Origin of the sequence: Pseudomonas benzenivorans (assembly GCF_024397895.1) — a bacterium.
In the GTDB taxonomy this organism is placed as follows: domain Bacteria; phylum Pseudomonadota; class Gammaproteobacteria; order Pseudomonadales; family Pseudomonadaceae; genus Aquipseudomonas; species Aquipseudomonas benzenivorans_A.
Window position 1 is genome coordinate 833,819 of sequence record NZ_CP073346.1, and the last position, 21,843, is coordinate 855,661.

At 67.5% G+C, this 21,843-nt stretch carries 18 protein-coding genes; 7 read left to right on the forward strand and 11 right to left on the reverse strand.

Annotated features, from left to right (window positions below):
- Positions 1-34: 34 nt before the first annotated feature.
- Genes KDW96_RS03830 through KDW96_RS03840 form a run of 3 tightly spaced genes read left to right on the forward strand, consistent with a single transcriptional unit; the run spans position 35 to position 5,711 of the window.
- Positions 35-1,498, forward strand: coding sequence for an efflux transporter outer membrane subunit (locus tag KDW96_RS03830; protein WP_255839100.1), 1,464 nt, complete (start codon positions 35-37; stop codon positions 1,496-1,498).
- Between the two features lie 19 nt (positions 1,499-1,517).
- Positions 1,518-2,630, forward strand: coding sequence for an efflux RND transporter periplasmic adaptor subunit (locus tag KDW96_RS03835; protein WP_255839101.1), 1,113 nt, complete (start codon positions 1,518-1,520; stop codon positions 2,628-2,630).
- Positions 2,631-2,633: 3 nt separating this feature from the next.
- The gene (locus KDW96_RS03840) at positions 2,634-5,711 is read left to right on the forward strand and encodes an efflux RND transporter permease subunit (protein WP_255839102.1); all 3,078 of its coding nucleotides are present in this window, start codon (positions 2,634-2,636) and stop codon (positions 5,709-5,711) included.
- A 49-nt stretch (positions 5,712-5,760) separates the two neighbouring features.
- Here the strand turns inward: KDW96_RS03840 and KDW96_RS03845 are convergent, their stop codons facing one another.
- The 10 genes from KDW96_RS03845 to KDW96_RS03890 all read right to left on the reverse strand — a co-directional run bounded on the left by KDW96_RS03845 (position 5,761) and on the right by KDW96_RS03890 (position 16,419).
- Positions 5,761-6,933: a hypothetical protein gene (locus tag KDW96_RS03845; protein WP_255839103.1), complete on the reverse strand. Its 1,173-nt coding sequence runs from the start codon at positions 6,931-6,933 to the stop codon at positions 5,761-5,763.
- Between the two features lie 45 nt (positions 6,934-6,978).
- Positions 6,979-7,818, reverse strand: a complete 840-nt coding sequence (locus KDW96_RS03850) for a type II secretion system F family protein (protein WP_255839104.1) — start codon at positions 7,816-7,818, stop codon at positions 6,979-6,981.
- Positions 7,815-8,690 carry a type II secretion system F family protein gene (locus KDW96_RS03855; protein ID WP_255839105.1) on the reverse strand — a complete coding sequence of 292 codons (876 nt, stop codon included), beginning with the start codon at positions 8,688-8,690 and terminating at the stop codon, positions 7,815-7,817. The genes KDW96_RS03850 and KDW96_RS03855 overlap by 4 nt, the downstream gene beginning before the upstream one ends.
- Positions 8,683-10,023 carry a TadA family conjugal transfer-associated ATPase gene (locus tag KDW96_RS03860; protein ID WP_255839106.1) on the reverse strand — a complete coding sequence of 447 codons (1,341 nt, stop codon included), beginning with the start codon at positions 10,021-10,023 and terminating at the stop codon, positions 8,683-8,685. The genes KDW96_RS03855 and KDW96_RS03860 overlap by 8 nt, the downstream gene beginning before the upstream one ends.
- A gap of 4 nt (positions 10,024-10,027) precedes the next feature.
- Positions 10,028-10,765 carry a tetratricopeptide repeat protein gene (locus KDW96_RS03865; RefSeq protein WP_255839107.1) on the reverse strand — a complete coding sequence of 246 codons (738 nt, stop codon included), beginning with the start codon at positions 10,763-10,765 and terminating at the stop codon, positions 10,028-10,030.
- 1 nt (position 10,766) lies between these two features.
- Positions 10,767-12,692: a secretin GspD/PilQ domain-containing protein gene (locus KDW96_RS03870; RefSeq protein ID WP_255839108.1), complete on the reverse strand. Its 1,926-nt coding sequence runs from the start codon at positions 12,690-12,692 to the stop codon at positions 10,767-10,769.
- Between the two features lie 56 nt (positions 12,693-12,748).
- Positions 12,749-13,435, reverse strand: coding sequence for an OmpA family protein (locus tag KDW96_RS03875; RefSeq protein ID WP_255839109.1), 687 nt, complete (start codon positions 13,433-13,435; stop codon positions 12,749-12,751).
- A 601-nt stretch (positions 13,436-14,036) separates the two neighbouring features.
- Positions 14,037-14,792 carry a CpaB family protein gene (locus tag KDW96_RS03880; protein WP_255839110.1) on the reverse strand — a complete coding sequence of 252 codons (756 nt, stop codon included), beginning with the start codon at positions 14,790-14,792 and terminating at the stop codon, positions 14,037-14,039.
- Positions 14,793-14,881: 89 nt separating this feature from the next.
- Positions 14,882-15,265, reverse strand: a complete 384-nt coding sequence (locus KDW96_RS03885; RefSeq protein ID WP_255839111.1) for a hypothetical protein — start codon at positions 15,263-15,265, stop codon at positions 14,882-14,884.
- Positions 15,266-15,525: 260 nt separating this feature from the next.
- Positions 15,526-16,419 carry a LysR family transcriptional regulator gene (locus KDW96_RS03890; protein WP_255839112.1) on the reverse strand — a complete coding sequence of 298 codons (894 nt, stop codon included), beginning with the start codon at positions 16,417-16,419 and terminating at the stop codon, positions 15,526-15,528.
- Between the two features lie 190 nt (positions 16,420-16,609).
- Between KDW96_RS03890 and speB the strand changes: the two genes are divergently transcribed.
- The 4 genes from speB (at position 16,610) to KDW96_RS03910 (ending at position 21,517) form a co-directional block, all read left to right on the forward strand.
- The gene (speB, locus tag KDW96_RS03895) at positions 16,610-17,569 is read left to right on the forward strand and encodes an agmatinase (protein ID WP_255839113.1); all 960 of its coding nucleotides are present in this window, start codon (positions 16,610-16,612) and stop codon (positions 17,567-17,569) included.
- A 75-nt stretch (positions 17,570-17,644) separates the two neighbouring features.
- Positions 17,645-19,039, forward strand: a complete 1,395-nt coding sequence (locus KDW96_RS03900) for a YjiH family protein (protein WP_255839114.1) — start codon at positions 17,645-17,647, stop codon at positions 19,037-19,039.
- A 59-nt stretch (positions 19,040-19,098) separates the two neighbouring features.
- Positions 19,099-20,700, forward strand: coding sequence for a 5-guanidino-2-oxopentanoate decarboxylase (locus KDW96_RS03905; RefSeq protein ID WP_255839115.1), 1,602 nt, complete (start codon positions 19,099-19,101; stop codon positions 20,698-20,700).
- An 82-nt stretch (positions 20,701-20,782) separates the two neighbouring features.
- Complete coding sequence (locus KDW96_RS03910; RefSeq protein WP_255839116.1) at positions 20,783-21,517, forward strand: MBL fold metallo-hydrolase; 735 nt, start codon at positions 20,783-20,785, stop codon at positions 21,515-21,517.
- Positions 21,518-21,569: 52 nt separating this feature from the next.
- Here the strand turns inward: KDW96_RS03910 and KDW96_RS03915 are convergent, their stop codons facing one another.
- Positions 21,570-21,698, reverse strand: a complete 129-nt coding sequence (locus KDW96_RS03915; protein WP_255839117.1) for a PA1414 family protein — start codon at positions 21,696-21,698, stop codon at positions 21,570-21,572.
- Positions 21,699-21,843: the final 145 nt, after the last annotated feature.

Sequence of the window (21,843 nt, forward strand, 5' to 3'; positions counted from 1 at the left end):
ACGCGGGGCCACTCTTTCGCCAACAGGTATTCGAATGCTGCCATCGAGCCTTTCCGCCCTGCCCTACTGCGCACGCGTCTGGCTGCTGAGCCTGGCGACCCTGCCGTTTATCGCAGCCTGTGCCACGGGAACCCCGCCGCGCGCACCAGCGTCGGCGCCGCCGCCGGCCTATCAGAGCGCCCCCTCGGGTGCGCCTGCCCAAGCCCTGGATCAATGGTGGAAGCTCTATCGGGACCCCCAGCTGAGCGCCCTGACCAGCCGTGCCCTGGCGCAGGGCTTCAGTGTCCGCGAAGCCCTCGCGCGCCTGGAGGAATCCCGTGCCCTCAACGCCGTGAGCCTGTCGCGATTCGACCTGCAGGGCGACCTGCAGGGCAACGCGGAGCATCGACAGACGCGCGACCTCGAGGGCGGCAACGCGGCGGGTGGTGCCGGCCCGGGTATCGGTTCGGGCGCGGATAGAACCAGCACCAGCAGGACCGCCAGCCTGAGCCTACCGGTGAGCTGGGAGCTGGATTTCGTCGGCCGCCGGAGCGTGACGCAGCGCGGCGCAGAGGCCGACTTGGAAGCCGCCCGCTTCGATGTGCAGGCGGCTCGCGCCGCCATTGCCGCCGAGGTTGCCCGCGCGCTGTTTCAGGCCCGCGGCCTGCACGTGCAGCGGGACGAGGCCCGCGAGACCGTGCGCATCCAGCAGGACTTGATGGCGGTCGTTACCGAGCGGGTCAAACGCGGGCTGGCGCCCTCCAGCGAAGTCGACCGGGTTGCCGGCGACCTGGCCCAGGCCGAGGCCCAGGCCGCAGACCTCGCTGCCGCCCTCTTGGCCGCGCGGCGGGCTTTATTGGCGGTGGTCGGCGATGGCACCGCGGCGCTGACAGAACTGGAAACCTCCGCGACCCTCGGCGCGGCGCCAGCCATACCCGTTGCCCTGCCCGGCGAGCTGCTCACGCGCCGCCCCGACGTTCGCACCAGCCTGGCCAGCATTGAAAAGGCCGCCAGCCAGGTACGCCTGGCCGAGCTCGAGTTCTACCCACGCCTGACGCTCACCCCCGGCATCGGGCTCTCCGCCCAGGGCGGCTCGATCGACAGCAGATCGGCCTTCTGGTCAGTGGGGGCCGGCCTGGTTGTACCCATGCTCGATCGCCCCCGGCTCATGGCACAACTGGCCATCGAAGGCGCACGCGCCGAGCAGGCGGTGCTCGCCTACGAGCGCAGCGTGCAGAACGCTTTCTCGGAAGCCGACCAGGCACTGACACGGCTGCAGGCCGATCAGCGACGGGTAGTCACCCTGGCCGGAGGCGAAGTCCGCGCCCGCGCAGCCTACGACGCCGCGCTGAGGCGCTACCAGCTGGGCTTCGCCGACCTTCAGGAACTGCTCGACGGTGAGCGCTCCTGGCGCGCAGCACGCTCCACCCTGACCGTCGCGAAAGTCGATGCACTGCAACGCTCGGTACAGGTCTTCCAAGCCCTAGGTGGCGGCTGGAATGCCAGTCAAACGCAATGAACCTGAAAGGTGGCACGTTATGAACCCTATTCGATGGGCACTGCCCTTGAGCGCTGCACTGGTGCTCGCGACCGGCTGCTCCAAGGCGCCTGAATCCAGTGCCGCACCGACCGTAATGGCGGAGGCGCGGGCGGTCAGCGTGACGCAAGTGGTGCTCCGTCCCATGGCCGGCACACTGACCGCCTCCGGCCTGCTGGTACCGCGCGAAGAAGCGGCGGTCGGCTCCGAGCTATCAGGATTCAGAGTTGCCCAGGTCCTGGTCGAGGAAGGCGCCTCGGTCGAACAGGGACAGACCCTGGCCAAGCTCGACCCCGGGCTGTTGCAGGCCCGAATCGCCCAAGCCGTCGCTGCCCTCGCCCAGTCCCGGGCCCAGGCGAAACAGGCGCAAGGCGAGGCGGCACGGGTCGCCGGGCTCGATGGCACCGGCATACTGTCCGATGAGCAGATCCACAGCCGCCGGGCCCAGGCACAAGGCGCCAATGCCGCGGTCCAGGTCGCCGAGGCGCAGCTCAACGACCTGCGTGCCCAGGAGCGTCGCCTGCTTATCCGCGCCCCGGTTGCCGGCACCGTGTTGGAGCGCATGGTCCGTCCGGGGGATGTCGCGTTGCCCAGTCAGCCCATGTTCCGCATTGCCCGCGATGGCCTGATCGAGCTCGATGCCGAGGTGCCGGAGGCGGCCCTCGCGAAGATCGCCGTCGGCCAACGGGCCCAGGTCGAACTGGCGTCCGGCGCCAAGTTCGACGGCACGGCGCGCCTGCTGTCGCCGCGCGTAGATGCGCAGACCAAGCTCGGCCGCGTGCGTGTTCGCCTGCCATTGGACCCCGCCCTGCGCGCTGGCGGCTATGCGAGCGTGGTGTTCAGCCGCGAGGCGAGCCCGGTCCCCGCGGTTCCGGAGAAAGCCATCCAGTTCGAAGCCAGCGGCCCACTGGTCATCGTGATCGACGAACAGCGCCGGGCCCAGCGCATGCCCGTGCAGACGGCCGGCCGCGCCGATGGTTTTGTGGCCATCGAGCAGGGCCCACCGGTAGGCACCTCGGTTGCCCTGGGCGGCGGTGCGTTTCTCCTCGACGGGGATCTGGTCGATCCCGTCGAAGCCAGGCCAACGGCCAGCCACGCCCAAGCGAGGAACTAGGCCATGGACTTGCGCATATCCGCCTGGGCCATCCGCAATCCGATACCGGTTGCGGTGTTGTTCCTGGCCCTGATGATCGCCGGCCTGGCCGGCTACCGCTCGCTGCCCATCAAGCTCTACCCTGATGTGTCCTTTCCCATTGTGCAGGTCACGGTCAGCCTGCCCGGCGCCGCGGCCAGCGAGGTCGAAACGCAGATCACCCGCGAAGTCGAGGCCGCACTGTCGAACGTGGCGGGCGTCGACCACGTCCAGTCGAGCATTTCCCAGGGGCTTTCGAGCACCACCGTGGAGTTCGAGATCGGCGAAGATCCGCAGAAGGCGACCGACGAAGCCCGCTCGGCGATCGACCGCATTCGTGGCAACCTGCCGCGCGGCATCGAGGAGCCGATCGTGCAGCGCTTCGATGTCGATTCGGCCCCCATCGTGACCTATGCGGTGGCCACCGACAGCCTGTCGGATGTCGAGCTCAGCTGGTTCGTCGACGACACCGTGGCCCGCCGGCTGATTAGCGAACAGGGCGTCGCGCAGGTGGTGCGGGTCGGTGGCGTCGAACGGGAAATCAACGTCACCCTCGAGCCGGCAAAGCTCGAGGCCCTGGGGCTGACCGCCTCCCAGGTGAACAACGCCCTGCGCAGCTCCAGCACCGATGTGCCGGGGGGCCGCGCCGAGATCGGCAGCCGCGAACAGACCGTGCGCGTACTCGCTGCGGCGGAAACCACCACGGCCCTGGCCGACCTGATGATTTCCACCGGCACGCATCGCCAGGTCCGCCTCGCCGACGTCGCCACAGTGGCCAGCGGCGCGGCCGAGCGACGTGGCTTCGCCGAACTGGATGGACGCTCGGTGGTCGGCTTTCAGGTCAAGAAGACCAAGACCTCCTCCGATGTCTCGGTCGCCGAGGCGGTGGCGCGCGCTACCCAGGAACTGGCCAGGAGTCACCCGGAGGTGCAGTTCGAACGCATTGTCTCGACGGCCAGCAGCACCCAGAACAGCTTCTCCGCCACCCTCGACGCCCTGGTCGAAGGCATGTTTCTCGCTGCGCTGGTGGTGTTCATTTTCCTGCGTAACTGGCGCGCCACCGTGATCGCCGCGCTGGCCATGCCCATCTCGCTGATCCCAACCTTCGCCGCCATGCATTACATGGGCTTCAGCCTCAACATGATCACCCTGCTGGCGCTGACCCTGGTCATCGGCATCCTGGTCGACGACGCCATAGTCGAAATCGAGAACATTCAAAAGCGTATCGAGTCCGGGCAGAGCCCTTATCAGGCTGCCTTGCTGGGCGCCGACGAGATCGGTCTCGCCGTGGTCGCCACTACCCTGACGATCGTCGTGGTGTTCCTCCCGGTCTCGCTGATGGGCGGCTTCGCCGGCCAGTTCTTCAAGGAATTCGGCTTCACCGTGGCCTTGTCGGTGCTGTTCTCCCTGCTCGTCGCGCGACTGCTGACCCCGCTGCTGGCCGCCTACTTCATCAAGCCCTCGAGCGGGACCCACGAGCCGAAACCGTTCGATGGTTTCTATCGGCGCGCACTGGATTTCGCCCTGGCCCACCGCTGGATCTCCCTTGGCCTGGGGGGCCTGCTGCTCGCCGGTTCGCTGGTCCTGGCGGCCATGCTGCCGGCCGGCTTTTCACCGCCGCAGGACAACGGCATCGTCGAGCTGAGCCTCGAAGGCGCACCGGGCGCGACCCTGACTGACATGCGCCGCAGCAGCGAAACCCTGACGCGCAAACTGAAGGGCCTCGAGGACGTGGAGCGGGTCTTCACCATCGTCGGTTCGGGCGGCAGTGACGGCGACGTCCGTTCCGGCCGCGTCACGGTGCTGCTGAAGGAAGCGCGTGCGATCACCACCCAGGAGTTCCAGGCGGCGCTCAAGCCCCTGCTGCTGAGTATCCCGGATGTGCGCCTGGGCTTTGCCGCCAGCGGCGGCGGCGGCAGCACCACCGTGCAGGTGATCCTGGCAAGCGAGGATGCCACCCTGCTTGGCCAGACCGCCCTGGCACTGGAGCAGCAGATGCGTGGCCTGACGCAGCTCAGCAATGTTCACCAGATCACCCCGCGCCCGGGTTCGGAACTGATCATTTCGCCCAAGCCGGCGCAAGCGGCGCGCCTCGGTGTGACGGCGGAGACACTGGGCGCGACGGCGCGCGTCGCGACCCTTGGCGAAATCGACGCCAACACCGCGAAGTTCAACACTGGCGAGCAGCGCCTGCCGATTCGCGTGCGCCTGCCCGATGCCGCGCGCGCCGACCTGGACATCCTGGGCAACCTCCGGGTACCCACGGCCAGCGGCATCACGGTGCCCCTATCGAGTGTCGCCGACATCCGCTTCCAGCCAGGCGCAGCCCGGATCGAGCGCTTCGACCGCAAGCGCCGCGCGACCATCGAAGGGCAACTCAATGGCGTGTCCCTGGGCGAGGCGAACGAGGCGATCAACAGCCTGCCAATCATGCGTGCGCTACCCGAGGGCGTCAGCCAGCCCGCCTATGGCCAGAGCGAGAACATGGCCGAACTGTTCGGCAGTTTCGGCGCGGCCATGCTGGCCGGGATCGGCCTGATCTTTGCCGTGCTGGTGCTGTTGTTCAAGAGCTTCTTCAAGCCGATCACCATCCTCGCCGCATTGCCACTGTCCCTGGCCGGCGCCTTCTTCGGGCTTCTGGTGGCGGGCAGTGAACTCGACCTGCCGGCGCTGATCGGCCTGCTGATGCTGATGGGCCTGGCGGCGAAGAACTCGATCCTGCTGGTGGAGCTGACCATCGAACTCGAACGCTCCGGCGTCGCCCAGCAGGAGGCGCTGATCCGCGCCTGCCGCGAACGCAGCCGACCCATCGTGATGACCACGGTCGCGATGGCCGCCGGCATGCTGCCCACCGCCCTGGCCCTCGGCGAGGGCTCGGAGTTCCGTGCCCCGATGGCCATTGCGGTGATTGGCGGATTGATCAGCTCGACCCTGCTGTCGCTGGTGCTTGTGCCGGTGGTCTACGAGTTGATCGACGACTTCGAGCTGTGGCTCAAACCCAAGCTTGGGCGCCTCGTGGTCGCCCGCGACGACGCGGAGAGCGAGCCCGAACAGGCCGTTTAGCCGGGCCAGTTGGCCCGGGCCCACCGGGGCATCACACGCCGCCGAACAGCTAGGGGGCGAAGGTCCCCTCACCAGTCGGCGGAACGCTGCGCCAGGCGCTGTCGCCGGCGGCCGGCGGCAGGTTAACCCGGAACGGAGCGGTGAAGGCGTCCAGGGCATTCTGGCTGGGGTCGCTGGGGTCGGTGACCGGCTCGGCGGCCTTCAGTTGCACGAACGCCCCACACACGAGGTCGCGCTGCAGCGGCGCCAGCAGCTCGTCGAGGGTCCGCCGCACAGCCCCGTTGACGTTGGCGCGTTCCAGCACCTGGGTGATCGCCGAGTACACCGCGGCATCGACCAGATCGGACTCCTGCAGCGACATCGCCTGGGGGCAGCACAGGGTGCCCACCTCGATTGGCTCCAGTTGCAGGCCGGGCACCAGCAACGAGTTGACGGTGCTGAGGGTGGCGTCCAGGGCGACGTTGATCTGCGGCAGGTAGCTGGCTAGCACATCGCCCTCGTCCTCGTAGCCGGCCGGGCAATCGCAAGGCTCGAGGCCAGTGACCAGGCAGGCACTGTAGGCCGGCTCGGTAGCCGTATCGTCGAGGCTGACCGCCTCGCAGGGCGCCCCCTGCGCGACCTTCTGCGAAATCCAGCGCGAGCCGATATCGGCGGCTTCGACCGGGCAGCTCTGCGCCGTCTCGCGAAACAGGGCGCCGGGCAAACCGCTCGCGCCCTGGCCGACCCCATAGTTCGGCTGGCCCTGCAAGGCATTGAAATAGCTGACGCTGCCCGAGCCGGACAGGCCGTCGACGCCGCTGTTGTCGGTCAGCTCGTTGCTGACACTCTTGATGCAGGGGTCGCCTTCGCAGCTGTTGCCGGCATAGTAGAGCGGCTCGCGGCTGGTGAAGCGATCATCGCGGATGCCGATCAGGGTGCGGTAGCTGCTCGCCTGGCTGCGGTCGATATAGAACAGGCGCGGCGCATCGTGCTCGTCGAAATCGGCCGCCTCGCCCAGCACCTTGCCCTGGGCATCGACCACGATCACCTTCTGCGATTGCTGGCTGACGTAGCGCTTAACCAGGGCATCGCGAATCGCGACTATGCCCACCAGGGTGCCGAACACCAGGATGGTGATCAGCAACAGCAACTCGACGGTGATGACGAAGCCGCCCTGGTTCTTTCTCGGCCCCCGCGGCGCGGCGCCGCCTGCCTGAGTTTTCGCAGTCTTTGGGCTCAACATGGCATTCCTCCTTTCCCTCGTTCGGCAGGCGCGACGGCGCGCCCTTCACAGCAGGTGCTTGAGAATCTGCACGGTGTCGTAGAGCTGCACGCCTGCCGGAAAGATCACCAGCAGCAGAAACATCGGCAGGCACACCAGGCCCAGCGGAAACAGCATCTCCATGCTCTTGCGGTTGAGCACCTGGGCGGCTTGCGCCCGTTGTTTCTCCAGCAGAATCTGCGACTGCTTCTCCAGGGTCTGCAGGATCGGCGCGCCGACCTGGGCGCCCACCTCGAAGACCGCGGCCAGGCGCTGCAACTCCTCTACCCCGGTGCGCTCGCTCATGCCCTGCAGGGCCTTGCGCAGCGACTGCCCGGCATTCAGCTCGGCGCACACCAGCATGGCCTCGCGGGCCAGGGGGTGGTCGGCCTTGAATCCGAAGCGCGCGGCATGCTCGAAGGCCTGGCCCAGAGACGAGCCGGAACACAGGTAGGCGCGCAGCAGGTCGACGAAGAAGCTCAGGGCTTGCTGGATGCGCGCCCGCCGGCGCAGGCGGCGGCGGACCAGCCACAGGTCGAAGGCGAAGAAGCCGAACGCCGCGGCGGCCAGCAACGCCAGCCAATGATTCCAGGGGCCTCGCCACTCCAGCAGCACCAGCGGCAGAAGGATTGCCAGAGCCAGCTTGCACGGCCAGTACAGCAGGCGAAGCGGGCCGGGCATGATCCCGGCCTGGCGCATCAGCCGGACCGGAAACAGCCAGCGGGACAACAGCCCGGGCTGGCGCTCGGCCTCCAGCAGCAGGGCCTCCTCGCTCAGGGTCAGCTCCTGGCGCTGCAGCACGAACACCAGGCCCAGGCAGATCATCAGCGCCACCAGCAGGGTCACATCGAACCAGAGTCCGGTCATAAGTCGTCACTCCTCAGAATTCGCCGCATCCACAGGAAACCGAGGATCTGGCAGAGCACCGCCGCCAGCACAAAGGCCGGCCCCTGGGCGTGCTCGCTGAGCGGGGCCAGCCAGCTCGGCTCCTTCCACAGGAAGAAGGGAATCAGGATGTAGGGAAAGAAGGCGGCGAACAGCAGCGCATAGCGGGCGCCGGAGAGCTGGCCCTGGAGGCGCTGGCGATAGAAGCTGCGCTCGCGCAGGATGCCGCCCAACGCCTGCAGCAGGCCCTCGAAGTCGCCGCCGGCATGCCAGCGCGACGACAGGGTGTTGGCGAACAGCCTGACCCCCTCGCTGCTGTACAGACCGAGCAGCGGCTTGCAGGCTTCATCGACCGTGGCACCGAGCCTGATCCGCCGCACGATGTCCTCCAGGGCCTGGCGCACGTAGCCCCGGGAGGCTTGCGCCGCGACCTGCAGGGCCAGCAAGGGTGGCGTTCCACCCGCGGCGGCGGCATGCATCAGGTCCACCACATCGACCAGCGCCGTCTCGAACAGCCGCGAGCGCCAGGCCACCAGGTCGCTCATCGTCAACAGCGTCACCGGCACGAAGGCCAGGCCGGCGATGATGGCCAGCACCCGCTGCGCCGGAAACAGGCTGAGGAAGATGATCCACACCGCGACACTGCTCAGCAGCAGGCCGGCGATAAAGAGCAGCGGGCGCAGCTGGATGTTGAGGATGCGCAACTTCACCTGCAGGCCGGCAAAGCCCTGCTCCGGCGGCGCCAGCAGGGCCGCCTCCGGGCCCTGAGCCGGGCCACCCAGGCGCCGCCACAGCAGGCTGCCGGAAACCAATAGGCCGACGCCGGCCAGCGACCAGAGGAAGAGTTCAGTCATCTGCGCCCTCCTCGCCCGCCGCCGCATACAACGCCTGCAGACTGCCCGGCACGGCATAGCCGCGCTGGCCCAGGGTGGCCAGAAAACTCGGACGCTGCGCGCCCGGCAGGTGCCGGCCGTGTCGATTCAGCGCCAGCTCGTGGGCGGCGCCGTGGGCATCGAGCGAATCGGGCCGAAAGCGGAAGACTTCGTGCACCCGCAGGCTGCCCTGGTCCGCGAACACCTCGCCGATGCTGGTGACGCAGCGGCTGCCATCGCGAAATCGCGCAACCTGGACGACCAGCTGAATGGCCGAGCCGATGATCTCGCGAATCGCCTCGCGAGGCAGGCCGACATCGGCCAGCAGGGCCAGGGACTCCAGGCGCTTGAGGGCGTCCTCGGGGCTGTTGGCGTGCACGGTGGAGAGGCTGCCGTCGTGCCCCACGGTCATGGCCTGGAGCATCTCGAACACCTCGTGACCGCGCACCTCGCCGACGATGATGCGGTCGGCCCGCATGCGCAGGGCGTTGCGCAGGAGCATGCGCAGGTCCACCTGGCCGCGCCCCTCGCTGTTGCCCTGGCGCGCCTCCAGGGTCACCACATGGGGGTGACGCAGCTGAAGTTCCGCCGACTCCTCGATGGTGATCACCCGCTCTCCCGCCGGGATGAACTGCGAGATGCCGTTGAGCAGGGTGGTCTTGCCCGCCGCCGCGCCGCCGGCGATCAGGATGTTCAGCCCGGCGTTGACCGCCAGGCCCAGCAGGTCGAGCATCGCCCGGCTGAGCATGGCGTTGTCGACCAGGGCCTCGGCCGAGTCCTGGGCCTCGATGAAGCGGCGGATCGACACCACCGGTCCCTTGGCGCAGAGCGGCGGAATCATCGCGTGCAGGCGGCTGCCGTCGGGCAGGCGGGCGTCCACGGCCGGGCAGTTGCTGTCCAGGTGCTTGCCCTGGGCGGCCACCAGGCGATCGAGAAAGCGCCGCAGATGCGCCTCGTTGTCAAACTCCAGCTCGGTGCGGCTGAGCTGGCCGCGACGGTCGACCCAGACGTCATGGGGGCCGTTGATCAGAATGTCCGAGACGCTGGGGTCGATCATCAGCGGCGCCAGTGGCCCCAACCCCTGCACCTCCTGCAGCACCTGCTCGCCGAGCACCAGGCGAGTGGGCGCCTCGATAGCGCGGCCCAGATCCTCCTCGAGCCGCTCGATCAGCCCCTCTATCCTCCCGCGCAGCGCCGCGCTGTCGGCGAGCGTCTCGCTCTCGCCCAGCTCGATCGACTCGATCAGGCGCTGGTGGAGCAGCTGGCGCAGGCGGCGCAGGTCGATGCCGGGCACTTCCGCTTCGCTGACTGACATGGCGCTAACCTCCCAGGGCCGCGGCATTCGGGTTGCAGGCCGCGCCGCCGGAGAGACTGACCAGACGACTCTCGGGGGCGAGAAACTGCGGGTTGCCCGCGGCGGCCAGGCGATATTGCTGGCAAGCGGCAGCGTTGCGGTTCTGCTGCTCGTAGATCAGCCCGCGGTGGTAGGCCGCGCGCCAGCCGGGCGCGCCCACCCGCTCGGACATACTCAGGCTGTGCAAGGCGGCGGCGTAGTTGCGATCCAGGTAATGCACCGCCGCCAGGGTCTCGTACAGGTGAGGGTGACGGGGGTTGAGGCGGATCTGCTGCTTGAGCAGGGTCCGCGCCAGGGCCAGATTGCCCTCCTCCATGGCGATCCGGCTGCGCAGTACGGCGGCCTCCGGGCGCGGCTTGTGGCCGCCGAGCAGCTGGTCCAGCAGGTAGGCGGCCTGGGGCGACCGGCCGGATTGCTCGGCCAGCACCGCCGCCAGCATGATCACCCGCTCGTTGTGCGGGAAGGCTGCGTACAGCTGCATCACTTCGCGCAGCAGGCCGTCACAGTCGACCGGCTCGCTCCAGCCCTCGGTCGCGGTCTGACAGGCCAGACCGCTGGCCAGGGTGGCGCGGTAGTGGGCCAGGACCCGGTCGACCTGGACGTTCGGGTCCTCGGTGGCCTGGGTGCGCTGCTGGCCGAAGGTGCCACAACCGCCGAGCAGGATCAGCGCCAGGGCCAGGGCTAGCCGTAGTGTGGAGTTCATCTTATTGCTCCTCTTGGCGGGCCAGCGGCAGGCCGGGCTGCAAGGCCCGCTGCGCCAGATCGAGGGGGGACGGGAAGGCCCACAGGTGCACGTCACTCTGGGTTTCGCGCACCAGGGTGGGGGTCACCACGATGATCAGCTCGCGGTCCTGGCCGCTGTCGCTGGAGGATTCGGCCAGGCGCCCGAGCAGGGGAATCTCGTTGATCCCGGGGGTGAAGTCTTCCTGGGTCGACTGCTCGCTGGAGACCAGGCCGCCAAGGATCAGCGGCTGGCCGTCGCGCAGGCGGGTGGTGGTGCTGATGCTGCGGGTGTTGAAGGCGGTGCTGTTGAGGTTGCTGCCGGTGCTGCCGGAGATCTGCCGGGTCAGCAGGGTATCGGGGGCCGACACGGTCGGGTTGACGTCCAGGGTGATGCGGTCGTTCTCGTCGACCATGGCGCGCACCTTCAGCTGCACCCCGAAGGACTTGAAGCTGGTGCCGCTGAACACCCCCGGGGTGTTGTTGCCGACTTCATCGCCACTCCTCAGCCCGGTCGGGGCGAACGCCGTGGGCACCGGCACCTCGCCGCCGACGCTGAACACCGCGGACTCGCCGGCCAGCACCATCAGGGTCGGGCGCGACAGGGTCTTGGAGATGCCCTCCTGCTCCATCAGCGAGAACAGCAGGTCGAAGGCCAGGCGGCTGCTACCGATCTGCAGGTTGTTGGTCAGCGAGCCGCCGATGATCTGCAGGGCATTCTCCACGGTGGAGCTGTCCGGCTGGATCTGGCCCAGGCCACCCAGGCCGAACAGGCCCTCGGTGTTGTAGCCCTGGGTGACCAGGCTCAGGTCAGGGCGCCAGCTGTGCAGGCGATTGCGGTTGACCTCGTGGATCTGCACCGAGACCCGGACCTGGGGCAGGTCACGCACCTCGATCACCGACAGCAGGCGGCCGTTGGCCAGCGACAGCAGCTTGGCCCGGCCCACATTGGCGCGCAGGTCGTTGTCGTGAATGCCGCTGCTACCACCGTCCAGGCCGCTGATCAGCGAGGCCGCGGCCTTGGTCGAACCGCGCTGGTCGAGCAGGCCGCCGGACTCGTCGGCGATCACCGCCACGTCCGACAGCCCGGCGGGCAACGCCTGATCGCCGAGGAACAGGCGCGAGGCCACGTTGAGCACCCGGGTCAGGGTCACCTGGTCGCGTACCTCGCCCTCGAGGATCAGGGTGTCGGCGTAGTCGTCGGCGATATCGCCCTGCATCACCCGGCGGACCCGCACGCCTCCGCCGCCGAGGGGGGCGATGGCATCGCGGATCTTCGCCTCCATGGCCTTGGGCAGGGTCTCGACCTGGATCAGGTTGATCACCGCCACCCGGCTATCGGCGTTGAGGCTCTGCGCCCCGAGGCGGAAGCCGCTGTCGGCGGCGCGGCTGCCGTCCTGGGCCGCCACCACCATCTGCAGGGCGGCGGACAGGTTCTGCGCCGGGTCCTGCGCCGTCACGCCGCTACCGTTCGGCTGGCGCACCCCCAGGTAGTGGCGGGCGGCCGCTTCGGCGGCGAGCTTGTACTCGACCGTGGGCACCTTGCCGCGCAACACCAGGGCCGGCCGATCCGGCGCCGGCTCCAGACGGATGCCGGAATGGATGTCGCGCAGGGCGCTGCGCAGCACCGACAGGTCCTCGGTGACGCTGAACAGGTAGGTCTCGCTGCTGCCATCGGCATACCACACGATCAGGGTGGTACGTCCGACGCTCTTGGCCAGCACCAGCAGTTCGCGGCCGCCGAGGATCTCCACCTCCAGGGTCTTCTCCTGGCCGATCGCCACGCGCTTGAGTTCCTTGTCGAACAGCAGCCGCGAATGGGTCCACTGGATCAGGTCGCGGAACGCCGCGGAACGGCGCCCGCTGGCATCCTCGACGAAGGTCAGGCCGGCCTGCACGGGAGCAGGCATAAGCAATCCGAACACGGCTGCGGCGCAGGCCAGCAGCAAACAGCTTCGTGTGCTTTTCATTTCGTCACCTCGGCGCTAGTGGGCACGGCCGTGGGTAGCGCACCGATGCGCTGCACGGCCTGCAGGCAAGGCGCGGAGGCCTCACGGGAGGACTGGAGCGGCAGGTAGCTGAAGATCTCCACCCGCCGGTTCAAAGGGGCCACATCGCTAACCAGCAGCGGATGCATGGGCGCGTGCTCACCGAAGCCCAGGGTTTGCAGGCGGGTCCGGGGCAGGCCCTGGCGCTCCAGCTCACGGGCCACGGCCTGGGCGCGCCGCTCGGACAAGCGCTGGTTGTAGGCCGCGCTGCCGGCGGAGTCGGTGTGGCCGGCCACCAGCACGCTGGGGCCGAAGGGCTGGCGCAACAGCGCCTGGGCGAGCGCTGCCAGTTCACCGCGCACCGCGCCGGGCAGCTTCCCCTCGGCGTGCTCGAAGGGGCTGAGGCGAGCGATCAGCTGATAGTGGCCGGGTTGCCCCGCGCAGCTGCGCATTGTGCTGGCGGCCCGGTCGAGCGACCGGCCAGACGGCCAGTGTCGGGGCTGCAGCAACTCGCGCGGGTCACGGTCGTGGGCATAGGCGCCCAGGGTCGCCAGGGCATGGCTGCGAGGGGCCGGCTCATGGACAGGATCGGCGCTCGGCGAGACCGGTTCCTGCCCGGCGCACCCGGCGAGTAAGACGCCTATTAACAGACTGGCGGTTCTCATTGCAGGGCCTCTCTGTGTGGTGACGGCTTGGCACGCCCGTTGGTGCCAGCCCTACCCGTCGACGTCCCGGAGCAGTGGAGAGTGGGCATTGGCGACGGTCTCATAGGGGATAAAGCACAGCCCGTACCAAGTCCTGCACTCTTGTTTTTATTGTTTAATTACAAACACTTATGAATCAACTTCGAGAACCGGTCCAAAACCGGAAGCAATTGGCCTCCGCGTATTCGCAAAATGCAAAGCAATACAGGAATGCTTTGGCAAAGCGCCCCGAGGCGTTGCCGCCGACGATCAGGGCACGCACCGACGACCGGGGTCTGCAGGTTGCAGACAGCGAATTGCAGGTGGACGAGGCGGCTGATCCAGGGGCGGGCGCCCACCACGCGCTCAGACGCAGGGCGAGCCGATCAGCAGGGCAGAAGGACAACGCAGGCCCCACGCAGCGGCTGCGCGGCGGCTCGGCATAGGCAGGGTATGGATGGGCCTGGGCGCTGCAGGCATCGCAAGGGGCGACGCTACGCCGGGCAGGATGCCCGGGCTTGGCGCCGCTCAGGGGCGCCACTTAGGAAAATGGCTGCTCAGGGGCTGAGCGAGGCGCCGTACTTCAGAGCTCCACGGTCACATTGCGGCGCTTGAGGCCGGACAACAACTCGACCTGTCGATGGGTCGGTTGCGGCTCGATTCGCTGGCGCTCGGCCTCGGCATCGCCAGCGCCATGCAGCACGATGGTGACCTTCTCCCGAGGGCCAATGCTGGCCAGCGGATAGACTTCCTCGGGCGCGATGGCGATCACCAGCGGCGCGCTGTCCGCTTTCCGTTCGCGCGTCTGGGGCGCCAGCGTCAAGCTGCGCAGCCCTGTCGGTGCGCTGACTGTGGCCGTTCGTTGCGCCAGGGCGCCGATCAGCCGGGCATCGCGGGCCACCGTCCTGACCCCGTTGCGACCGGTGACCAGCACATCGAAGCGGTCGCCGTTGCGCAGCTGGGTATGGGGGATCGAGCCCTTGCGCGGAGTGAAGGTATAGAGCACCTTGCTCTCGGGTATCTGCTGAGCCAGCCAGGATTTGACCGGACGCAGCAGCTCGGCGGGCGAAATGGCCTCGCCATCCTGTTTGTCGGTGGCCAACTGCTTGCCGATCAGCAGGCGCGGGTCATCGACCCCCGGCTGCTCCTTGTCGACCCGCACCTTGCGCAGCAGCTCGGGGCGAAGCAGGGTACCGACCGGCCAGTTGCCGTTGATGCCCCAGACTTCCTGGGTGTTGTGGCGCTCGACCTGGCGTGCGCCGAGCACGCTGACCAATACCCCCGAAACCAGGAACATGGCCATGGCCGCCGTGGTACTTCCGGAATATTTGCGTTTCATGCTGTGCTCCCCTGGTTATGGCGCGCCTTTCTCAGCGGGCGCGAGCCCGGCACGGGTGGCCGGGCCTACGCTGCATCACAGGGCTGGCATCAAGGGGCAGAGACAGTACCGACCGCCTGTGCCGACTGCCCGCCGCTGGAATTGACGATCACCCCGCCGCCCTCGATCGGCGCAGCCGCGACGAAGGTGAAGACATCGCCGTCGCCGGCCGCCGTATCGACGTTGTCACCGAAGACGGAGCCCGATACCGCTGCGGTCTCCTCGAAGTTGGTGATGCCGTTGAACTCGTAGGATTGATCGAGCTGGCCGATCGCCTCGGCGACATCCTCCATCTCGGCGGTGATGGCATCGCGCATGGTGACCATACCCGCTACCAGGCCAATGACCATGGTCGTGGTGATCAGCACCAGCTCGCTGGTCATCACGAAACCACCTTGCTTCTTGCTGGCTTGAGCGCTCTTCATTGTTTTCATGGTGCACACCTCGAAGGTCAGGAAAGTTGTGTCCTAGCTAAGCGAGAAGCTGTTCTCGCTTGCTCTCTCCCTATCAAGAGCCGTGCCAATATTTTTTAATCTTATATTTCAATAACTTAACTATACCGACCGAATTTTATCGGGCCTCCAGGCAGCGCCCTGTCCCGAACTGCATTGCAGATTGCGAAGCAGCACGGGAATCCACCCGGCCCGACTTCGGCAGAACAGATGCACCGGCGGCCTTGGCCGCACGCTCGCGCTTATTGGCTGTTGAGCTGGGCCTTGAGCAGGTCGCGGAAGGTCTGGATAAGCGCGTCCCGGGAACGCCCGCGGCGCAGGATCAGGGAGAACGGCGCCTGGTAGCCGAAGGTCGTGGGCTGCAGTACGCGCAAGCGCTCGCGTTCGACCCAGTGCTGCGCATAGTGCTCCGGCAGGTAGCCGATATAGGCGCCGGAGAGCACCAGGATCAACTGTGCCTCCATCGACTCCACCGTCGCCGCGCTGTGCTTGAAACCGTGACGGGCCAGTTCAGTCTGGCTCCAGTAGCCACGGCCGACCATCCGCTGCTGGGTCACTACTTCCTCAGGAATGCGCCGTTCGCCGAACAACGGGTGGCGATCGCTGCAATACAGCCAGTGCTGCTCACGGTAAAGCGGCTGATAGACCAGGCCGTTCATACGCGTCGGGCAGGCGCTGATGGCCAGGTCCAGGCGGTTCTCCAGCACCGCCAGCTGCAATTCGTAGGGGCTCATCACCGACAGGTGCAGGTGCACGGCCGGGTGCTCCTGGCTGTATGCACCAATCACCTCGGCCAGCGGTAGCGCCGGATCGCTGACCGTAGTGTCCAGCACGCCCAGGTTGAGGGTGCCGCGCAGCTCGCCCTTGAGCGCCGCGGAATAGCGCTCGAAACCTTCCAGCTCGCCGAGCAGGCGCAGGGTTTCCTGGTAGAACAGCTCGCCCTTGCTGGTCAGGCTGAAGCCGCCGCGGCCGCGATGGCAGAGGCTCAGGCCGAGCTGTCCTTCGAGCTGGCCCATATAGGTGCTGATCGCCGAAGTCGACAGGTTCAACTCCTGCTGCGCCGCGGCGAACCCCTGGTGGCGCACCACGCTGACGAAGATGCGCAGCAATTTGAGGTCGGGCAAGGTGTGGCTCATCGAGACTCCAGGGGCGGGATGGCTGCGCGCTGTCGGGGCCTCGCGCAGGTGCGCGGCCAGTCTAGCGCCGCGCCTTTAGTTTAGAAATCTCTGAACTAAGTATTTGCCCAGGGCGATTTTTCCCCTGCCCATCCTGTCCAACAATCCGGCCCAACGTTTTCTACAACCACAAGAACCCTGAGGCCATCCCATGGACAAGATTCTGCACCAGCCCCTGGGCGGCAACGAAATGCCCCGCTTCGGCGGCATCGCCACCATGATGCGTCTGCCCCATATCCAGAACGACGAGGAAATGCGCCAGCTGGATGCCGCCTTCGTCGGCGTGCCGCTGGACATCGGCACCTCGCTGCGCTCCGGCACCCGCTTCGGTCCCCGCGAGATCCGCGCCCAGTCGGTGATGATCCGCCCCTACAACATGGCCACCGGCGCCGCGCCGTTCGACTCCCTGAACATCGCCGACATCGGCGATGTGGCGATCAATACCTTCAACCTGCTGGACGCGGTGCGCATCATCGAGGAGTCCTACGACAAGATCGTCGAGCTCGGCATTATTCCGCTGACCCTGGGTGGCGACCACACCATCACCCTGCCGATCCTCCGCGCGCTGAAGAAGAAGCACGGCAAGATCGGTCTGGTGCACATCGATGCGCATGCCGATGTGAATGACCATATGTTCGGCGAGAAGATCGCCCACGGCACCACCTTCCGCCGCGCCGTCGAGGAAGACCTGCTCGATTGCGACCGCGTGGTGCAGATCGGCCTGCGCGCACAGGGCTACACCGCCGAGGACTTCAACTGGAGCCGCAAGCAGGGCTTCCGCGTGGTCCAGGCCGAAGAGTGCTGGCACAAGTCCCTGGCCCCGCTGATGGAAGAAGTCCGTGCCAAGGTCGACGGTGGTCCGGTCTACCTGAGTTTCGACATCGACGGCATCGACCCGGCCTGGGCACCCGGCACCGGCACGCCGGAGATCGGCGGCCTGACCACCATCCAGGCGATGGAGATCATCCGTGGCTGCCAGGATCTGCAGCTGATCGGCTGCGACGTGGTGGAAGTCTCCCCGCCCTACGACACCACCGGCAACACCTCGTTGCTGGGTGCCAACCTGCTGTACGAAATGCTCTGCGTGTTGCCCGGCGTGCAGCGTCGCTGACCGTTCGGGCCTTTTGTTCCACACTGGGCGCCGAGCGGCGCCCAGGCACTGCACAACAACAATTAAGGTGCTGCGATGAATAATGAAGAAACCCTGATCGCCGGCGATGAGCCACAACCCACCACCCACGCCTTCAACATGCGCCAGCTGCTGATCTTCCTGATCCCCTCGCTGCTCGGCGTGCTGCTGTTCCTCACCCCCATCGTCTACGACGGCAAGGTCACCATCGGCCTGGGCGTCATGGCCGATGCACTGAAGGCAGCCTTCGCCGCCTCGCTACCGGCCATCGCCGTCGCCCTGCTGGGCTTCTCGGCCGTTGTCGGCCTGTTCGCCAGCCTGTTCAAGCCGCGCTGGATCACCGAACGCCACGCGCTCAACGAGCTGTTCAACCTGCATCCGTTCTGGCTGGCCCTGCGGGTGGTCGGCGCGCTGTTCGCCGCCATGACCTTCTGGGAGTTCGGCCCGGAATGGATCTGGAGCGCCTACACCGGCGGCGTGGTGCTCAAGGACCTGGCCCCGGTGCTGATCACCTTCTTCCTGGTCGCCGGCCTGATCCTGCCGCTGCTCACCGACTTCGGCCTGATGGAATTCTGCGGCACCCTGGTGCGCAACGTCTTCCGCAAGGTGTTCGGCCTGCCCGGCCGTTCGGCCATCGACGCCATTGCCTCCTGGCTCGGCTCCGGCACCGTCGGCGTGCTGATCACCGCCCAGCAGTACCAGAAAGGCTTCTACAGCGCCCGGGAAGCGGCGGTGATCGCCACCAACTTCTCCATCGCCTCGATCGCCTTCAGCCTGCTTATCACCAGCTTCATGAAGCTCGACCACCTGTTCGTGCCCTTCTACCTGACGGTGGTGGTAGCCGGTCTGGCGGCGGCGATCATCACCCCGCGCATCCCGCCGCTGTCGTGGAAGAAGGACGAGTACGTCGCCGGCGTCGGCAAGCAGATCAAGGAAGACGTGCCCGCCGGCACCTCGCTGCTGCGCTGGGGTGTGCTGCAGGCGGTGAAACGCGCCAACAGCAACCCGTCACCGGCACAGATGGTCAAGGTCGGCGTGCACAACGTGGTGGACATCTGGCTCGGCCTGCTGCCGCTGGTCATGGCCATCGGCACCGTCTCCCTGGCGATCGCCGAGTACACGCCGATCTTCAACTGGCTGTCCGCCCCCATAGTGCCGTTGCTGGAGCTGCTGCAGCTGCCGGAAGCGGCCAAGGCGGCGCCGGCGATGCTGGTGGGCTTTGCCGACATGTTCCTGCCGGCGGTACTGGGCAAGGGCATCGAGAGCGAGCTGACCCGCTTCGTGGTGGCCTGCGTGTCGCTGACCCAGCTGATCTACATGTCGGAAGTGGGCGTGCTGATCATCAAGGCCAAGCTGCCGCTGAACCTGCTGGAGCTGTTCGTGATCTTCATCCTCCGCACCCTGATCACCCTGCCGATCATCGCGCTGATGGCGCACTGGATCGTCGGCTGATGCCGCGCCCTCTCCCCGAAAAGGGAGAGGGCCTCGCGGCCTGACATAAAGGAAGGACCATGACTACCTGCGGCGAATTTCTCGTCAAGCAACTCGAAGCCTGGGGCGTCGACACCGTGTTCGGCATCCCCGGCGTGCATACCGTCGAGCTCTACCGCGGCCTGCCCCACAGCGGCATTCGCCATATCACCCCGCGCCACGAGCAAGGCGCCGGCTTCATGGCCGACGGCTACGCCCGGGTCAGCGGCAAGCCCGGGGTGTGCTTCATCATCACCGGCCCGGGCATGACCAATATCCTCACCGCCATGGCCCAGGCCTATGCCGACTCGATCCCGATGCTGGTGATTTCCAGCGTCAACGAGCGCGAACGCCTCGGCCTCGGCAAGGGCTACCTGCACGAGCTGCCCAATCAGCGCGCGCTGGTGGCCGGCGTTAGCGCCTTCAGCCATACCCTGATGAGTGTCGAGGAACTGCCGAGCGTGCTGGCCCGCGCCTTCGCCGTGTTCGAGGGCGAGCGGCCGCGGCCGGTGCATATCGAGCTGCCGCTGGACATCATCACCGCCAGCGCCGAACAGATGCGCGTGCTGCCCAAGCCCAGGGTGTCCCGGGCGACGCCATGCATAGAGCAACTGCGCGAAGCGGCGGCCCGGCTGCGCGCTGCCCAGCGCCCGCTGCTGCTGCTCGGCGGCGGCTGCACCGATGCCCAGGCCGAGGCCCGCGCCCTGGCCGCCGCCCTGGATGCGCCGACCGCCCTGACCATCAACGCCAAGGGCCTGCTGCCGCCCGGCCACCCCCTGCTGCTGGGCAGCAACCAGTCCCTGGTGCCGGTGCGCCAGTTGGCCCTGGAGGCCGACGTGGTGCTGGCCATCGGCACCGAGCTGGGCGAAACCGACTACGACGTGGTGTTCGACGGCAACTTCAGGATCGCCGGCGAGCTGATCCGCATCGACATCGACGCCCAGCAACTGCTGCGCAACCATGCCCCGAGCCTGGCGATCCAGGGCGACGCGCGCCTGGCCATGCAGCAGCTGCTGGCCGAACTGCCGGCGCGCCCAGCCGACCCGCACAGCGCCGGCGCCCGCCGCACTGCAGCCGTGCAGGCGCAGCTGGCCGAGGACTTCACCGGCTGGGCGCACTACCGCCAGCTGTTCGACAGCGTGCTGAGCGCCCTGCCCGAGGCGCGCTTCGTCGGCGACTCGACCCAGACGGTGTACAGCGGCAATCACCTGGTCGAACTGGACGGCGCGCGCCGCTGGTTCAATTCCTCCACCGGCTACGGCACCCTCGGCTACGGCCTGCCGGCGGCCATCGGCGCCAAGCTGGCGGAGCCCGAGCGGCCGGTGATCTGCCTGATCGGCGACGGCGGCTTGCAGTTCACCCTGCCCGAGCTGGCCAGCGCAGTGGAGGCCGGGGTCGGCATCATCGTGCTGCTGTGGAACAACGCCGGCTACGGCGAGATCAAGCGCTACATGGAGAAGCGCGCCATCCCCCCCCTCGGCGTCGACATCTACACCCCGGACTTCCTCGCCCTGGCCCGCGGCTTCGGCTGCGCCGCCGAGCGCGCCCGCGACCACGCCCATCTGCAGCAGTTGCTGCGCGAGGCCCCGGAGGACCGCCCTCTGCTGATCGAGATCGCCGAGGCGCCGCCCTTCCACCCCTGACCGGAACGGCCAAATGGCGTAGTTTGGCAAAGGGCTGCACCGGCCTAGACTCAAGCTACGCCATCAGCCGAGGGCCACCGCCATGAAGATCGTCAGCCGTGAACGCTGGTTCGAGGTGCAACGGCGCGACCTTGGCATCAGCCTGATCCACGAGCCCTATATCCGGCCCTTCTACCGCTGCAACCTGTGGCATGTGCGGGGCAGCGCGCGCGACCTGCTGATCGACTCCGGCTCCGGCCTGGTCAGCCTGCGCGAGCAGTTGCCCTGGTTGACGGAGAGGCCCTTGCTGGCGGTGGCCAGCCATACCCACTTCGACCATATCGCCGGTCACCACGAATTCCCCGAACGCCTGGTGCACCCGGCCGAAGCCGACATCCTCGCCGCGCCAACCGCCGCCAGCACCCTGGCGGCGGACTGTGTCGGCGACGCGATGTTCGAGGCCCACCCGGACTGCCCGCTGTGCTACGCCGAATACCGGGTCAAGGCGGCGCCGGCAACGCGGCTGATCGAGGAAGGCGATGTGCTGGACCTGGGCGACCGGGTGCTGGAGGTGCTGCATACCCCGGGCCATTCGCCGGGGGGCATCAGTTTGTGGGAGAAGGCGACGCAGACGCTGTTTTCCGGCGACATCCTCTATGACGGCCCACTGGTGGAAAACGCCTACCACTCCAACCTGGAGGATTACGCCCGTAGCCTGCTACGCCTGCGCGACCTGCCGGTGCGAATCGTGCGTGGCGGGCACTTCCCGAGCTTTTCCGGCGAGCGCATGGTCGAGCTGATCGACCGCTGGCTGCGGGAACATCCGGGGCTGCGTTAGCCTCCAGCCGCACAGCCGGCGCCCCTACCCTCGAGGGCCGGCGGGGCTGTGACTAGCGGCGTTTGCGCGGCGCTTGCGGGCTGCGCGGCGGGCTGCTGGGGATCGGGACGGGCTGGGGCCGTTCGAGCAGCCCCCAGGCGACCAGCAGGTCTTCAAGAGCGTTAAGCAGCTTGGCGATCATGAGACTTCCTCCTGCCAAGGGTGACGACGAGGCGCAATTCGCACCTGATTTCAGCGTAGATGAGCGGCGCCCCGGCTGCTGCTCCTTCGCGCCACGCCAGCCCATGACGAGCGCCTCGTGATGGGCCCTGAACACGCCAGCAACG

What these genes read in the sequence shown, in the direction of transcription:
- KDW96_RS03830 (WP_255839100.1), top strand. Translation starts at nt 35, where the DNA reads ATGCTGCCATCGAGCCTTTCCGCCCTGCCCTACTGCGCACGCGTCTGG.
- KDW96_RS03835 (WP_255839101.1), top strand. Translation starts at nt 1,518, where the DNA reads ATGAACCCTATTCGATGGGCACTGCCCTTGAGCGCTGCACTGGTGCTC.
- KDW96_RS03840 (WP_255839102.1), top strand. Translation starts at nt 2,634, where the DNA reads ATGGACTTGCGCATATCCGCCTGGGCCATCCGCAATCCGATACCGGTT.
- KDW96_RS03845 (WP_255839103.1), bottom strand. Translation starts at nt 6,933, where the DNA reads ATGTTGAGCCCAAAGACTGCGAAAACTCAGGCAGGCGGCGCCGCGCCG.
- KDW96_RS03850 (WP_255839104.1), bottom strand. Translation starts at nt 7,818, where the DNA reads ATGACCGGACTCTGGTTCGATGTGACCCTGCTGGTGGCGCTGATGATC.
- KDW96_RS03855 (WP_255839105.1), bottom strand. Translation starts at nt 8,690, where the DNA reads ATGACTGAACTCTTCCTCTGGTCGCTGGCCGGCGTCGGCCTATTGGTT.
- KDW96_RS03860 (WP_255839106.1), bottom strand. Translation starts at nt 10,023, where the DNA reads ATGTCAGTCAGCGAAGCGGAAGTGCCCGGCATCGACCTGCGCCGCCTG.
- KDW96_RS03865 (WP_255839107.1), bottom strand. Translation starts at nt 10,765, where the DNA reads ATGAACTCCACACTACGGCTAGCCCTGGCCCTGGCGCTGATCCTGCTC.
- KDW96_RS03870 (WP_255839108.1), bottom strand. Translation starts at nt 12,692, where the DNA reads ATGCCTGCTCCCGTGCAGGCCGGCCTGACCTTCGTCGAGGATGCCAGC.
- KDW96_RS03875 (WP_255839109.1), bottom strand. Translation starts at nt 13,435, where the DNA reads ATGAGAACCGCCAGTCTGTTAATAGGCGTCTTACTCGCCGGGTGCGCC.
- KDW96_RS03880 (WP_255839110.1), bottom strand. Translation starts at nt 14,792, where the DNA reads ATGAAACGCAAATATTCCGGAAGTACCACGGCGGCCATGGCCATGTTC.
- KDW96_RS03885 (WP_255839111.1), bottom strand. Translation starts at nt 15,265, where the DNA reads ATGAAAACAATGAAGAGCGCTCAAGCCAGCAAGAAGCAAGGTGGTTTC.
- KDW96_RS03890 (WP_255839112.1), bottom strand. Translation starts at nt 16,419, where the DNA reads ATGAGCCACACCTTGCCCGACCTCAAATTGCTGCGCATCTTCGTCAGC.
- speB (WP_255839113.1), top strand. Translation starts at nt 16,610, where the DNA reads ATGGACAAGATTCTGCACCAGCCCCTGGGCGGCAACGAAATGCCCCGC.
- KDW96_RS03900 (WP_255839114.1), top strand. Translation starts at nt 17,645, where the DNA reads ATGAATAATGAAGAAACCCTGATCGCCGGCGATGAGCCACAACCCACC.
- KDW96_RS03905 (WP_255839115.1), top strand. Translation starts at nt 19,099, where the DNA reads ATGACTACCTGCGGCGAATTTCTCGTCAAGCAACTCGAAGCCTGGGGC.
- KDW96_RS03910 (WP_255839116.1), top strand. Translation starts at nt 20,783, where the DNA reads ATGAAGATCGTCAGCCGTGAACGCTGGTTCGAGGTGCAACGGCGCGAC.
- KDW96_RS03915 (WP_255839117.1), bottom strand. Translation starts at nt 21,698, where the DNA reads ATGATCGCCAAGCTGCTTAACGCTCTTGAAGACCTGCTGGTCGCCTGG.